Here is a 14,345-nt window from a genome sequence, read left to right as displayed (position 1 = left end):
TGGGGGATAAGCCGCTGCTTGGCTTATCCATCCCCCCACAGTGCCATCAAGGCCGCCAACACGGCCGGCCCCGCCGTCTCGGTGCGCAGGACGCGCGGTCCCAGGCTGACGGGCAGGTAGCCGACGCTGCGGGCCATGTGCAATTCGGTGTCCTCGAAGCCCCCTTCGGGCCCGATCAGGACGGTGACTGGCCCTGTGGGCGGTGCCATGTCCCGCAGGCGCACCTCGGCACCCGGTGCCAGGATCAGGCGCAATTCGTCCGGAGCGGCGGGGGCGGCCAGGTATTGGGGCAGGTCGAGCAATTCCGCCACCGGCGGCACCCGGTCGCGGCCGCATTGTTCGCTGGCGGAGACGGCCACGCTCTGCCAGTGGCGGGCGCGCCGTTCGGCCTTGTCGCCGGCCAGGCGGATCACGCTGCGGCGCGCGGCCACGGGATGGATGGCGGCCACGCCCAGCTCCACGGATTTCTGGATCACCCAGTCCATCTTGTCCGCCGCCGGCAGACCCTGGGCCAGGGTCACCCGCAAGGGAGATTCCCGCTCGACCTCCTCGAAGCTTTCCAGGGCCACGTGGGGGACCGGCTTGAGCCTTTGGATGCGGCACAGCCACTGGCCGCCCCGGCCGTCGAACAGGCGTACCCGGTCGCCTTCCTTAAGGCGCAGGACGCGGACCGCATGGTGGGCGGCGTCCTCCGGCAAATCGAGGGTGGCTCCGGGGGTGAGGGGCGTGGGGCAGTGGAAGCGGGGAATCATCGCCCCATTATTTCACGGGATATTCCCTCGAAAGAGCGATGCACCGGGGGAAATCCCGGCGATTCCTGCCGGTCGGGACGACGCATAAGCCTGACCAAAGTCAGGGAATCGGACCGACCAGGGCGGTAGAATGCCTTTCGTGCTGCTGCGCAGCACGTACGCCATGCCCCGGATGCGGCTCGTTGGGCCTTTCCGGTGGTGACGTTTTTTGCCAGTTCGGCTCCTTACCGCGAGGAATTCATGTCTTCCCACGCAAGTCCCGACGCGAACGCTTCCCCCGAAGACCACCACAAGGCCAGTTTGGCCTCCATGGCCCTGGCCGCTATGGGGGTGGTCTACGGCGACATCGGCACCAGTCCCCTGTACACCATGAAGGAAGTGTTCAACGGCCACCATGCGGTACCGGTGACACCCGACAATCTGTTGGGCATCCTGTCCCTGATCTTTTGGGCCATGACCATCACGGTCACCTTCAAGTACGTCAAGTTCATCACCAAGGCCGACAACCGGGGCGAGGGCGGCATCATGGCCCTGACCGCCCTGGCCCTGCGCACGCCCGGTGCCAGTGCCGGTTTGCTGGCGGTGGTGTCCATCCTCGGCGTGTTCGGCGCCGCCTTGTTCTACGGCGACGCGGTGATCACCCCAGCCATGTCGGTGTTGTCCGCCGTGGAGGGCCTGGAGGTGGTGACCCCGGTGTTCAAGCCCTACGTGGTGCCCATCACCCTGGTGGTGCTGGTCGCTCTGTTCCTGATCCAGCCCAAGGGCACGGCCAGCGTGGCCACCTTGTTCGGGCCGGTGATGATGTTCTGGTTTGGCATCCTGGGCCTGATGGGCCTGACCAATCTGTGGGAACACCCCCAGGTCCTGGTGGCGATCAACCCGTGGTATGCCGTGTTGTTCTTCGAAGAGCACAGCGGCCTCGCCTTCCTCGCCATGGGAGCGGTGGTGCTGGCCATCACCGGCGGCGAAGCGCTTTACGCCGACATGGGCCACTTTGGTCGACGCCCCATCAAATGGGCGTGGCTGGGTTTTGTCTTTCCCTGTCTGTACTTGAACTACCTGGGCCAGGGTGCCTTGATCCTGGCCGAGCCGGAGGCCGTGGCCAATCCCTTCTTCCATATGGCTCCCGACGCCTTGCAAATCCCTCTGGTGTTGGTGGCGACCCTGGCCACGGTGATCGCCTCCCAGGCGGTGATTTCCGGCGCCTACTCCCTCACTAGCCAGGCCATCCAGTTGGGCTACTGTCCCCGCATTCAGATCAAGTTCACCTCAGAGCGGGAGAAGGGCCAGATCTACATTCCCAACATCAACTGGCTGCTGTTGTTGGCGGTGGTGATCCTGGTGCTGGGCTTCAAGTCCTCCTCGAACCTGGCCTCGGCCTACGGCATCGCCGTGACCCTGACCATGATGATCGACACCATCCTCGCCTTCGTGGTGGTGCGTTCCCTGTGGGGCTGGAGCTGGCTCAAGGCCGGCGTTTTCCTGGCGTTCTTCGTGGTGGTGGACTTCGCTTTCTTCTCCGCCAACGTGACCAAGGTCTTCGATGGCGGCTGGTTCCCCCTGGTATTGGGTCTCTCGGTGTTTTCCCTGTTGTCCACCTGGAAACGGGGCCGGGGTCTGCTTTACCGGAAGCTGGAGCAGGACTCCATGCCCCTCGACGCCTTCATTACTAGCCTGAGCTACGGCGGCCCCCATCGGGTGGAAGGCACCGGCGTCTTCCTCACTCCCAACGCCGACGCCGTGCCCCGGGCCATGCTGCACAACCTGCTGCACAACAAGGTGCTGCACAAGACCGTGGTGCTGCTCAATGTGCAGATGAAGGACGTGCCCCACGTGGCCGAAGCCGACCAGCTGAGCGTGGAAGCCCTGGAGCAGGGGTTCTACAAGGTGGTGGTGCGCTACGGTTTCAAGGACGACCCCGACATCCCCCGCGCCCTGGAGCGTTGCGCGCCCCTGGGGTTTAAGTACGAGGTCATGGAAACCTCCTTCTTCCTCGGCCGGGAAACCATCGTGCCCAGCGCCAACATTCCCGGCATGGCCTACTGGCGGGAAGTCCTGTTCACCTGGATGTTCCGCAACGCCGACAGCGCCACGGCCTTCTTCAAGATTCCCACCAATCGGGTGGTGGAGTTGGGGACACAGGTGGAGTTGTAAACCGTGCGTCAACGATGCCGACAAAAGGCGCAAGCAAGAAAAACGGCCCCATGATTGGGGCCGTTTTTTTATGGCTGCTGGTGCGGCGGGGGATCAAACAAGCAATGGCGGCCGATGGCGTCCAGGGTGGAGCAGCCGGTGAGGGCCATGGTGAGTTCCAATTCTTCCCGCAGGGTGCGGATCAGGTGCGCGACGCCCAGGGCGCCGGCCGCCGCCAGGGCAAAGCCGTAGGCCCGGCCTACCAGCACCGCGGCGGCACCCAGGGCGAGGGCCTTGAAGGCGTCGCTGCCCCGTTGGATGCCGCCGTCCAGCAGCACCGGGCAACGGTCTGCCACTGCCGCGACCACGGTGGGCAGGGCGTCGATGGCGGCGGGCAGGGTGTCCAGAGTACGACCGCCGTGGTTGGAAACGATGATGCCGTCGGCGCCCAGGGTCAGCGCCTGCTGCGCGTCGTCGGGGTGGAGGATGCCCTTGACCAGCAAGGGCAGTCGGGTCTGCCCACGCAGCCATCTTAGGTCGTCCCAGGTGGGCGTGCGGCCCAGCAGACCATCGAAGAACGCGCTTTGCCCCGGTGCCAAGGCCGCCGGGGCCTGGCTTGGCAGGTCCGCCAGATGCACCGCCGCCAAGCCTGGCGGCAGGGCGAAGCCGGCCCGCTGCTCGCGGTTGCGCAGCCCGGCGACGGGCGCGTCCACGGTCAGTACGATGGCTTGGTAGCCGGCGGCCTCGGCCCGTCGCAGCAGGGAGAGATTGAAGTTCCGGTCAGTTTGCAGGTAGAGCTGGAACCAGGCCGGGCCGGGGTGAATCTTGGCGACGGTTTCCAGGGGCGTGGTGGCGAGGGTGCTCAGCACCAGACCGGTGTCGGTGACGGCGGCAGCCAGGGCGCTGGCTTCCTCGCCCTGGGGATGGAACAGGCGCTGGTAGGCCACCGGCGCCAATAGGAAGGGATGGGCGAAAGCTTGGCCGAACAGGGTCAGGCGGGTGTGGCCGCCGCCCATGGCTTGCAGCACGCGGCCATGGAGACGCAGCCGGTCGAAGGATTCCCGGTTCCAGCGCTGGGTGAGTTCGTCCCCCGCGCCGCCGGCCAGGTAAGCCCAAGCGTTGTCATCCAGGCGCAGGCGGGCGTGGGGGACGTAGTCGGCGGCGGCGACGATGTCGCGGGGAATGGCGGCAAGGGGCGGCAGGGGCGGACGGGTGTGGTTCATGGCGGTGCGGAGTGGGGCGGTGGTCGAGTCAATACACGTCGCGGCGGTAGCGGCCTTCCGCCAACAGGGCTTCCAGGGCGTCGGCGCCGATCAATTCGGTCAGCACCGCATCCACGGCGGGGGCCAGGGTGGCGGCGTTGCCGCAGAGATAGATGGCAGCGCCTTCCGCGAGCCAGTGGCGCAATGCATTGCCGGCGGCGGCGAGCCGGTCCTGGACGTACACCCGTTCCCCGGCGGTGCGGGAGAAGGCCAGGTCGAGCCGGGCCAGGAGCCCCATGTCCTGCCAGCGACGGATATCGGTGCCGAAATGGAAGTCCCGCGCCGCTTCCCGTTCGCCGAACAACAGCCAATTGCGGCCATCGCCCTGGGCGGCGCGGGCAGCCAGGTGGGCGCGCAGGCCCGCCATGCCGGTGCCGGTGCCGATCAGGATCAGCGGTCGACCGGTGTTGGCGCCGATGCGGAAGGCGGCATGGGTTCGCAAGCGCAAGGGCACCAAGGTACCCACCGGCGCCTGGGTGAGCCAGCCGGAAACCAGGCCGGGCTTCCCCTGCTCGTCCCGTCGTTGCCTCACCAGCAATTGCAATGAACTCTCGCCGGGCAGGCTGGCGATGGAATAGGCCCGGGGCGCGCCGCTGCCCGCTGGGGGCTGAATCAGGGCCAGGTCGCCCGCTTCCCAGGTCGGCAGGGGGGCGTCGGTCGCGGCGGGTACCAGGTCCAGGCGCACCACCGGGGCCGCTTCGCTGCCTGCGTTGAGGTGTTCCCGGCGCAGGATGCGCCAGGAGGCGAAGGCCGTGGCAGCCAGCGGCGCGGCCGCTTCCTCGCGCGTATCCAGGGTGCTGGCCAAGGCGCCGACGCGGTGTTGCCAGGCGGCGATGGCCCCTTCGTCACCCCGGTTGACTTCGATGGCGGGAAACAGGGCTTGGGCCCCTTGCTGCTGTAGCCAATGATCAAGGCGGCGACCGAAGGCGCAGAAATTGGCGTAGCTGTCGTCGCCCAGGGCCAGCAGGCCGTAGCGCAGGCCGGCCAGGGATGGCGCCGTGGCCATCGGGCCGGCCACGAAATCGGCGGCCTCGTCGGGGCTGTCTCCCTCGCCACTGGTGCTGACCACCAGCAGCAAGGGGGTGTCGGTGGCGATCAACCGCGCCAAATCTCCCTGGCTCAACTGCGCCAGGGAGAGCGGCCGGGCCGGGCGTCCGCCCCGTTGCAGCGACAGGGCGGTTTCTTCCGCCAGTAACTGGGCGAAACCGGTCTGGCTGGCATGGACCACGGGCAGCAACGCGCTGTCGCCATCGGCGACGTGGGGCGTGTCCGCCTGCCTGCCTGCCCGTCGCCAACTCCAACGGCAGAGGGCGGCGTAGGCGAGGACGGCCAATAGGGCCGCCAGTAAGCGGGGCCAGGGCAATACCGTGAGCGAAGACAAGGACACGACTATCAGCCGACCGGGTTTATTGGGGCAGCACTTCCAGGGTGGCGGCGTAGGTGACGCGGCGTTCCTTGGCGGCGGGCACGGAGGTCTTGCTGTCCTTGGTTTCCGCTTCCAGGAAGTAAAGGCCGGCTTCGGGCCAGGTGACGGTGAACTTGCCCTCACTGTCGCTGCTGGTCTTGATTTCGTTCAACTGGTTGCGGTAGCGGGTGCCGCCGCGCACCAGGGTCACCGCCAGGTTGGTGGCGGGCTTGCCGTCCAGCACCAGGCGGAAGCTGGCGGCTTCACCGACCACCAGGTCGTTGGGGTGGCTGGCCTTTGCGCCGACCTGCACCAGCTCCAGGCCCTTGCCGACGGGCTTGATGGCGCTCGGCTTGCCGACGGTGACGAAGGTTTCGACGCGGCCCAGGCTTTCGCCGACCTTGAGTTCATCGGCATCGGCAGGCACTTCCTTGGCAAAGGTTTCCGCCGTGCCGCGCCAGCGTTTCATTTCACCGTTCACCTTGTAGCTGGCCATGACACCGCCGTTCACCACGGCGATGCGATAGGTGCCAGCCTGGCTCAGGTTCAGGTCGAAGACGCTGCGCAGTTTGCCCTTGAGCAAATTTTCCGGGGCCAAGGTGCTGCCGTCGGGGGCGGTGACCGTCAGGTTGTCCAGGGCCAGTGGCATGTGGTTGAAGAAGAACAGGTCGTTGGAGACCGCGGCATCCACGGTGATCCACTGGGCCTTGGCGAGGATGGTGGTCGAAGGTTGCAGCCACAGGCTATGGGCGTTGGCCGGGGAAAGGTGAAGGCCGAGACCGCCCAGGGCAACCAGGGCGGCAAGCTTGAGGGGACGCAGAGTCATGACGGGGCTCCTTGATGGATGGGGGCTGGAAGTAAGGGACTAGGGTCTGGGGACAAGGGACTAGAGAGGGGGTGGCTTCTCAACCCTGGCCTCTAGCCCCTAGCCCCTGTTTTCAGGGCTTCAGTTCAAGGCTGATGCCGCCCAGCTCGTGCTCACCCTTGGCGCTCAATTGCTGGGTCTGTTTGGGCGGCCACTGGAAGGGCAGATAGACCAGTTCCCGTCCGCCGGACTCCCGGGCGGCTTCCACGCCCAGCTTGTATTCGCCGGCGGGCAGCGAGGCCAGGGGCGCCTTGCCCACGGTGTAGCGCAGCTTGAGGGGGCCGACGGCGGGGGTGGCACCGGCCAGGGCGTCCACTTGGGCGGGTTCCAGTTCGCGGCCGGTACGGCGCCACCATTGGCGCAGGTCCTTGAGCCACTTGGTGCCTTCGTTGTTCTTCTTCGGGTTGTAGCGCACGGTCAGGTTGGCGGCCACGGATTGGTCGGCTTTTTCGATCCACACGGCCAGATAGGGGCGGTGGTATTCCGCTACGTCGAGGCGGGGAATGTCCACGTCCACGTTCAGTTCGGCGGCCAGGGCTGGGGCGGCAGTCAAGGCGAGACCGGAGAGGAGGGCGGCGATGATTCGGGTGGCGGCGCGGTGCCGGGCCATCCGTTGCGGGGTTGGGGTCATGGGGTGTCCTTTTTTAATGAATGAAAAGCAGGGTCAACAGCAGGGGCAGCACCAGTCCCAGGGTCACCAGGGGCCAGGTGCTGGGGCGTTGGCCGGCGTGGAATTGCAGGATCAGCAGGCCGGTCAGGGAGGAGAGCAGGCAGATCACGGCGAACAGGTCGATGAACCAGCTCCAGGCTGTGCCGGTGTTGCGCCCTTTGTGCAGATCGTTGAAGTAGGCGATCCAGCCCTGGTCGGTGGCCTCGTACTCGACGACGCCGTCTTCGCGCAGGATGCGCAGCCAGGCGTCGCCACCGGGACGGGGCAGGGGCAGATAGATCTCGTCGGCGGCCCACTCGGCTTTTTCCCCCTGGGTGGCGGAGATGCCTTCAGACAGGGCTTCGCCCAGCCAGACACGGACGGCATCGGGCAAGGGCGCAAGGGCGGCGCCGCTGCCGCCATTCTTTCGAAGTGGCATGGGTGCGGCGGGAGACACCAGGGGCAGCAGGTGTGCTGGCAGTTGGACTTCCCGCGAGATCACCCGGGGTTTGGTCTTGATGTCGCCGGCGTGATTGAGGGTGATGCCCGTGACGGAAAACAGCAGCAGGCCGATCAGGGTGATGGCGGCGCTGATCCAGTGCCAGCGGTGCAGGGTCTTGAGCCAGGCGGCACGATGCTGGCTGGCCTGGTGACGGATGGCGGCGGCGGGAGAACTCATGGCGTGCCTCAGGTCTCGGCCCAGAGGCGAAGCAGGTTGTGATAGTGGCTGGTGAGGGAAACGACCTCCTCGCTGTCGCCAACAAACTGGCGAAGCTTGAGGATCGTCATGTCCAGGTCGAACAACATGGCGCGCTTCCAATCCTCTCGCACCATGCTTTGGGTCCAGAGGAAAGAGGCAATCCGGGCACCGCCGGTCACGGGTTCGACCCGGTGAAGGCTGGTGGAAGGATAAACGATGGCATCCCCGGCAGGGAGCTTCACTTCATGGCTGCCATAGGTGTCCTCGACAATCAGTTCGCCGCCTTCGTATTCTTCTGGATGACAAAGAAAAACGGTGGTTGAAACGTCGCTACGGACCTTCATCGTATTGCGAGCATCTCCTTGGATGGCGGCATCCACATGGTTGCCGTAGTTGCCCCCGTCTTGATAACGGTTGAACAGTGGTGGCAGCATTTGTTTCGGCAGCGCGGCCGCCATGAACAAAGGATGGCGACTGAGTGCCGAGGAGATAATCGCGCCCAGTCGCTCCGCTAGGGGGCTACCGGGAGAGAGCTGGTGATTGTGCTTGACGCGGGTGGCCTGGGCGCCGGACGTGGTGGCTCCGTCTACCCATTGAGCATCAGCCAAGCAGCGGCGGCATTCGGCAAGTTCTTCCGGGGTGAGTACTGAGGGAATGTGGAGCAGCATGACAGTGATTTCCTGGCTGAGCCCCGCCGACCCATGAGGGCGGCAGGGCGGGGCTGGGTGAGTGAACTAGAACTGGAAGTTGGCGCTAACCATGGCGTAACGAGGTGTGCCGGGGGTGTAGCGACCACCGCCGTTGTTCAGGGTGGCGATGTATTCCTTGTCAAAGAGGTTATAGATGTTGAGTTGGAGCGTTGTGTGTTTGTCCACCCGATAGCTTGCCATCATGTCCGCCACCCAATAGGAAGGAATCTTTGGTACCGATTGAGCGGTGGTGTTCACGGAAGGATCGACGATGCGCTTTTGGTCCGAGGTGTAGCGGGCACCACCACCAACCGTCCAACCACCGGGCAGGGCGTAAGAGGACCACAGGGTAAAAGTCAGATCGGGTGACCAGCGGGCCGCCGCACCTGCGGAGTTATTGCCGGTTGAGCCGTTTTTGATCTTCGTGTCCATCGTGGCGAGGCCGGCGGAAATCTGCCACTTGTCGGTGATGTTGCCCACCGCGCCCAACTCGATACCTTCCACTGTGCGCTTGCCGAAGGCGGCGTAGATGTTGTTCACTGGGTCCACATTGGCAATTTCATTGCGAATGGTAGTTTGGTACAAGGCAGCCGTAAGGGCGAGCTTCTTGTCGAACAGATCCCACTTGGTGCCCAGTTCCCGGTTTTCGCTTTCCAGGGGATCTAAGTTCGGATTGTTACTGGTCCCCCCTGTGGCGGATGCGGTTGCATTCAGGTTGAAGCTGTTGCCCCCAGGTGGGGTCATCGAATTGGCAACTGTCAGATAGATGCTGCCGTTCGCAGCTGGCTTGTAAAGGGCACCGACCTTCCAGCTGGTCAGATGATCCGTGTCACCGGCAGACGACGGCGCCAGCGAACCCACTGCATAGCCGGGAAATTGAGCTTGATTGCCATTGGTGCCGCTGGTTACCAAAGTCATGTTACTGGTGCTGGTCCGGTAGCGTTCGACGCGTAGGCCACCGTTGACCTGCCAACGCTCATTGAGCTTCATCGTGTCGAAGGCGTATAGGGCCAAGGTGGTGGTGTTGCCGTCTACATAGGCACCTGTTTTATAGGGGACCGGTAGGAAAGTGTCGGCATTGGGGCTGTATAAGTTGGCGGCGGGAATGGTGAGGCCAGTGGAGGCCATGGTTTCCGTCCGTTGCTTTTCGTAGATCAATTCCACACCAGCGGACAATGAATGTTTGAACGCGCCCGTATCGAATTCGGTGGTCAAGTTGGTCTGGTTAGTGAACATCTCGTTGACTTGGTACAGGCCTTGACGTGTTCTGGCGATGGTCCAGGTGGAAGGATCGCTGAGGCTGACTGTGGTGAGGTAGGCAGAACCCGAACCAATGCCCGTCATGATCCGGTCCATCTTGGTTTTGCCATAACGGGTGGTATTACGCAGGGTGGTCTTGCTGTTGATGTCGTGCTCGACCTTGGCTGTCACCATGTCGGCCGATACCCGTTCGTAGTCGTTCAGGCTGCCGTAATAGTTTTCCGAGTCCACCTTGCCGGCGGCACGGGCCACGGCGGAACCGGCTAAGTTGGCAGTGTCGTTGTAATAGAAACCCGGCAGACCGACGGTGGGGAGCCCACCGTCCGGCCGATTGTGTTGCTGGATGTGCTGGGAAAACAGGTAGAACCGAGTTGGTGTGCCAAGGCCAGTGGCGAAGGAGGGGGCAAAGCCCTGATAGTTCTTTTCCACGTGATCGCGCCCCGGAACGTCGCCGCCTTGAGACATGATGTTGAGGCGAATCGCGGAGGTGTCGCCGACTTTTTTGTTGATGTCGGCAGTGTAGCGCTGGCCATTGGCACTAGTCAGACTGGCTGAGCCTGCATACAAGTCTTCCACGGTGGGCAGCTTGGAGACGAGGTTGATGTAACCGGAAGAGGCGCCACGACCGATATCGGTCCCCGCCGGACCCTTGACGATTTCGACCTGCTCGATGTTGAAGGTGTCCCGGGTAATCGCGCCCAAGTCACGGATGCCGTCCACGAAGGTGGCAGACTCGGTGGAAACGCCGCGCATCATGTAGGTATCGCCGGCGCTGGTGTTGCCGTTTTCGCCAAGCTGCATGGTGATGCCCGGGGTATTGCGTAAGGCGTCCATCAAGGAGGTTGCCCCCTGTTCCTGAAGCAGTTCCTTTTTCACTACGGAAATGGTCTGGGGAGTATCCACCAGAGGTTGGGTGAACTTGGGCGAGGACACCTTGTCAGCCTTGTAGGTGGCCTCGGCAGTGGCCTTGACCTCGACCGTGGACAAGACCGAGTCCTCGGCGAGGGCGCCGTGGCTGGCCATGGCCAGCAGGGTGAAGGCAGCGGCCGGTTTGAAGGCCGGGTGACGGACGGCCGCGTGCTTGCGGCGCTTGATGTAAGCCATGACGAATCTCCTGGGTTGGCGGAAGTGTGTGGCTGGCTTCCTGACCTGCGGGAGAGGCGGTCGGTGGCTGGCTGTTATTGAAAAACGGTGGAACGAGTGCGGTCTGGCAACTCCTGAGTGCTGTGTGCGGTGGTTTGCTTTAGCGACCCACGGGAGGCAGCGTGATGAAGCCCAGTTTTTGGATGCCGGCTTCCCGGGCCGCGCTCATCACTTCGGCGACCCGCTGGTAGCGGGTTTCCTTGTCGGCGGACAGATGTACTTCCGGCGGCGGGGTGTGGCCGGCCACCTCGGCCAGTCGTGCCGGCAAGGTGCCCTCGGCGACGGGACTTTCGTTCCAGAACAGCTTGCCACCGGCGTCCAGGGCCAGACGGACGACGTCAGGCTTGGCGTCGTTGGGCTGGGCCTTGACCTGGGGCAGATCGATCTTGAGGGACTGACTCATCATAGGCGCGGTGACGATGAAGATGATGAGCAGCACCAACATGACGTCCACCAGGGGTGTCATGTTGATTTCGGCCATGGGTTGCTTGCTGTCGTCGCTGAAGCTGCCGAAGGCCATTTAGCGCTCCTTCGCCAGACTCACCACGGGGCGGCTGCGCTCGCCCATGGTGAAGTAGGTGTGCAGGTCGTGGGCGAAGCCGTCCAGGTCGGCGCTGATCACACGCAGGGCACGGGTGAAGGCGTTGTAGGCAAGCACGGCGGGAATGGCGACGAAAAGGCCGGCGGCGGTCATGATCAAGGCCTCGCCCACGGGGCCGGCCACCTTGTCCAGGCTGGCTTGGCCGGTGGCGCCGATGCGGGCCAGGGCGTGATAGATGCCCCAGACGGTGCCGAACAGGCCGATGAAGGGAGCGGTGGCGCCGATGGAGGCGAGGAAGGTGAGGCCGTTTTCCAGGCGGCTGCTGGCTCGGGTGATGCCCTGGCGCAGGGCCCGGGTGACCAGTTCGCTGGCGGACAAGTGGGCGTCCAGGTGGTGGGCGCTGCCCTTGGCGTGGCTACCGTAATGGGCCACGGCCTCGGCGCCGCGCTGGGCGAGGAGGGCGAAGGGAGCGGCATCCTCGACCTTGCCGATGGCTTCGGTGATGGAAGTGGCGTCCCAGAAGGCCTTCAGGGCCTGGGGGCTGGTACGACGCAAATGGAAGATCTGCCAGCCCTTGGACAGGATGACGGTCCAACTGGCGATGGAAAGAACGGCCAGCAGCAGGGCGACGGCATGGGCGACGAAGTCCCCTTGCGCCCAGAAGCTGCCGAAGTCGAAGCTGTAGGACATGGTTAATTCTCCAAACTGAATGAAATGGGAACGACGACCCAGGCCGCCAGGGTTTCGCCACCCTGCTTGGCCGGCACGAAGCGCCAGCGCTTGACGGCATCTAGCGCGGCGCTATCCAGCCGTGGGAAGCCGGAACTGGTGCGGATTTCCAGCTGGTCAGGCAAGCCCGAGGGCAGGACGTGTACGCGCAGGAAGACCTTGCCGGTTTCCCCCAGGCGGCGCGACATGGGCGGATAGGCGGGGGCGGGGTTGTTGAGGTAGGCCGCGTCGAATTGCGGTTGGCTGACCGGCTGCCCAGCGGAGGGCGCCGGTTCCCCGGAGGTTTTGCTCGGCGGTGTTTCGACAGCCGGTGGTGTGGGTTCGGCCTTGGTGGTCAGGGCCGTCGGCAACGGCGTCTTGCTGACGGGGATGGGCGGTTGGGGCGCAGGCCGCTTTTCCACCTTGGGCTGAGGCTTGGGCGTGTCGGGCTTGTCCGGATTGGCCGCGTTGAGAATCTCCACGGCGAAGGGTATAGGCGGCTGGATCGGCTCGGGCGGCTTGATCAGGGCAAAGCTGGTCAGCAGCAGGACGTGGCAGAAAACGGCCAAGCCGATCCACAACGCATTCTCGCGCCAGGGGTGTTCCGCGGGTGCCGAGGCGACCGGACCGGCCGCCGCGAAGGCCAAGGGCTCGAAGGGCGCCATCAACGTTTCCCCCTGGGGGCGACCGTGTTCCCAAGCCGGGCGGAGCGGATCGGTAGGGCGGTGGCGAAGTGACAGGCAGAGACTTCCATGGGTATCGGCTAAGGCGTATGAAGAGGCGATCTGTCGGGCGGAATGTGATTGTAGTGGCTGCGTTGGGGTGGCCGTTAGCGGCAAAATGCCGCTCCCCCTGTCTCGGGCGAGGGGAGCTTGTGTGCGGTAGCGGGTGGGATGCCCAGGTGGGATTGGGCGCGGTAGGTTGGGATTGCAGTGGCCATGGTTGCCTCGGTGGGGGCGGAGGACATGGCTTGCGGTGGTGCTGGCTAGTCCGGCAGGAAAACGGTATCGGGTGGTTAAGGTGTTTTGTGTTGTCTTTCTAGCGACATGAGGCCCGGTTGGCCGACTCCGTCGTGGTTGCCCCGTTGGCGGCGTTTTGCAGCATGCCCTTGGCGCAAGCGGCGCAGCGGCCACATTCCGAGCCAAGGCCAAGGCGGCGTTTGAGTTCCTTCACGGAACTGCACCCCTCGGCGACGGCGGAATGCACATCCTTTTCGGTCAATGCCTTGCAGACGCATACGTACATGGCGGCCCCTTACTTGGTCAGAATCAACTTGCCTTGCCGAGTCACGCGCAAGGAATAGACGCAGCCGCAATGGGCAATGCGCACTTCGTTGCGCCCCTGGAGGATTTCCTGGCTGGGCAAGGGGGAGTTACCCGGTTCGCCCATCGTCGCGGGGGCCGGATTCGGTTTTTCCGTATTCGACTCGGCATTCATGGTTTCATCGTCCGTCGTGGAGTTGAGAACACTTCTTTCCTGCTAACGAGAATTATTCTCAATGAAGTTGGGGTGCCCTGTCAACTTCTGTTACGCAAAAAATTTGCCTGATCGTGTCATTCCTCGGTAAGGGACAGTCCTTTATAATTAATGCTTTTCGGTTGAGGAGATAAGCGTGGGTCTTGGAAAAGTGCCTTCCGGCAAGGATTTGCCCAATGATTTCAATGTGATCATCGAAATCCCCATGAATTCTGACCCCATCAAATACGAGGTGGATAAGGATTCCGGCGCGGTGTTTGTGGATCGTTTCATGTCCACCGCCATGCACTATCCCTGCAACTATGGTTACATTCCCCACACCATCGCCGGCGATGGCGACCCCGTGGATGTGTTGGTTGTCAGCCAATTCGCCCTTCCTCCCGGTGTGGTCGTTCGCTGCCGCCCCGTTGGCATGCTGAAGATGGTGGACGAGGCCGGCGAAGACGCCAAACTGCTGGCCGTGCCGGTGGACAAGCTGACCCCTCTCTATCGCAACGTGAAGAGCACGGCCGACCTGCCCCAGTTGTTGCTGGACCAGATCGCCCACTTCTTCGAGCATTACAAAGACCTGGAGCCCGGCAAGTTCGTCAAGGTACAAGGCTGGGGCGACATTGAGGATGCCAAGAAGGAAATCATGTCCGGTGTCGAGGCGTACAACAAGGCCAACAACAAGCCGGCCTTTTAATACGCATCGCGCTTGATGACGGCCCGCCCGCTTGCGCCGGCGGGCCGTTTCGTTTGTGTTTCCCCGGTTCAAGGGAA

15 protein-coding genes are annotated in these 14,345 nt (G+C 63.9%); 2 read left to right on the top strand and 13 right to left on the bottom strand.

Going from position 1 to position 14,345, the window contains the following annotated elements:
* Positions 1-23: 23 nt before the first annotated feature.
* A complete protein-coding gene (locus ACYQ2U_RS13870; protein ID WP_459950978.1) occupies positions 24-752 on the bottom strand; it encodes a 16S rRNA (uracil(1498)-N(3))-methyltransferase in 729 nt (242 codons plus the stop codon).
* 240 nt (positions 753-992) lie between these two features.
* On the opposite strand from ACYQ2U_RS13870, the gene ACYQ2U_RS13865 reads away from it, so the two are divergent.
* Complete coding sequence (locus tag ACYQ2U_RS13865; RefSeq protein WP_459950977.1) at positions 993-2,906, top strand: potassium transporter Kup; 1,914 nt, start codon at positions 993-995, stop codon at positions 2,904-2,906.
* A gap of 68 nt (positions 2,907-2,974) precedes the next feature.
* Here the strand turns inward: ACYQ2U_RS13865 and ACYQ2U_RS13860 are convergent, their stop codons facing one another.
* The 12 genes from ACYQ2U_RS13860 to hemP all read right to left on the bottom strand — a co-directional run bounded on the left by ACYQ2U_RS13860 (position 2,975) and on the right by hemP (position 13,544).
* Positions 2,975-4,108, bottom strand: a complete 1,134-nt coding sequence (locus ACYQ2U_RS13860) for an alpha-hydroxy acid oxidase (RefSeq protein ID WP_459950976.1) — start codon at positions 4,106-4,108, stop codon at positions 2,975-2,977.
* Between the two features lie 28 nt (positions 4,109-4,136).
* The gene (locus ACYQ2U_RS13855; protein ID WP_459950975.1) at positions 4,137-5,534 is read right to left on the bottom strand and encodes a sulfite reductase subunit alpha; all 1,398 of its coding nucleotides are present in this window, start codon (positions 5,532-5,534) and stop codon (positions 4,137-4,139) included.
* A 19-nt stretch (positions 5,535-5,553) separates the two neighbouring features.
* Entirely contained in the window at positions 5,554-6,378 is an 825-nt protein-coding gene (locus ACYQ2U_RS13850; protein ID WP_459950974.1) for a DUF4198 domain-containing protein, read from the bottom strand.
* A gap of 112 nt (positions 6,379-6,490) precedes the next feature.
* Positions 6,491-7,048, bottom strand: coding sequence for a DUF2271 domain-containing protein (locus ACYQ2U_RS13845; RefSeq protein WP_459950973.1), 558 nt, complete (start codon positions 7,046-7,048; stop codon positions 6,491-6,493).
* 13 nt (positions 7,049-7,061) lie between these two features.
* Positions 7,062-7,745, bottom strand: a complete 684-nt coding sequence (locus ACYQ2U_RS13840; RefSeq protein ID WP_459950972.1) for a PepSY-associated TM helix domain-containing protein — start codon at positions 7,743-7,745, stop codon at positions 7,062-7,064.
* An 8-nt stretch (positions 7,746-7,753) separates the two neighbouring features.
* Entirely contained in the window at positions 7,754-8,434 is a 681-nt protein-coding gene (locus ACYQ2U_RS13835; RefSeq protein ID WP_459950971.1) for a Fe2+-dependent dioxygenase, read from the bottom strand.
* Positions 8,435-8,500: 66 nt separating this feature from the next.
* Positions 8,501-10,819 carry a catecholate siderophore receptor Fiu gene (locus ACYQ2U_RS13830; RefSeq protein ID WP_459950970.1) on the bottom strand — a complete coding sequence of 773 codons (2,319 nt, stop codon included), beginning with the start codon at positions 10,817-10,819 and terminating at the stop codon, positions 8,501-8,503.
* A 139-nt stretch (positions 10,820-10,958) separates the two neighbouring features.
* Positions 10,959-11,378: an ExbD/TolR family protein gene (locus tag ACYQ2U_RS13825; RefSeq protein ID WP_459950969.1), complete on the bottom strand. Its 420-nt coding sequence runs from the start codon at positions 11,376-11,378 to the stop codon at positions 10,959-10,961.
* Complete coding sequence (locus ACYQ2U_RS13820; protein WP_459950968.1) at positions 11,379-12,089, bottom strand: MotA/TolQ/ExbB proton channel family protein; 711 nt, start codon at positions 12,087-12,089, stop codon at positions 11,379-11,381.
* 2 nt (positions 12,090-12,091) lie between these two features.
* Positions 12,092-12,772 carry an energy transducer TonB gene (locus ACYQ2U_RS13815; RefSeq protein ID WP_459950967.1) on the bottom strand — a complete coding sequence of 227 codons (681 nt, stop codon included), beginning with the start codon at positions 12,770-12,772 and terminating at the stop codon, positions 12,092-12,094.
* Between the two features lie 373 nt (positions 12,773-13,145).
* On the bottom strand, positions 13,146-13,352 hold the full coding sequence (locus tag ACYQ2U_RS13810) for a (2Fe-2S)-binding protein (protein ID WP_459950966.1): 207 nt from the start codon (positions 13,350-13,352) through the stop codon (positions 13,146-13,148).
* 9 nt (positions 13,353-13,361) lie between these two features.
* A complete protein-coding gene (gene hemP / locus ACYQ2U_RS13805; protein ID WP_459950965.1) occupies positions 13,362-13,544 on the bottom strand; it encodes a hemin uptake protein HemP in 183 nt (60 codons plus the stop codon).
* A 175-nt stretch (positions 13,545-13,719) separates the two neighbouring features.
* Between hemP and ppa the strand changes: the two genes are divergently transcribed.
* Positions 13,720-14,268 carry an inorganic diphosphatase gene (ppa, locus tag ACYQ2U_RS13800; RefSeq protein WP_459950964.1) on the top strand — a complete coding sequence of 183 codons (549 nt, stop codon included), beginning with the start codon at positions 13,720-13,722 and terminating at the stop codon, positions 14,266-14,268.
* Positions 14,269-14,345 lie beyond the last annotated feature (77 nt).

The organism is Denitratisoma sp. agr-D3, from assembly GCF_054658675.1.
This window is presented reverse-complemented; position numbering and strand designations above follow the sequence as displayed.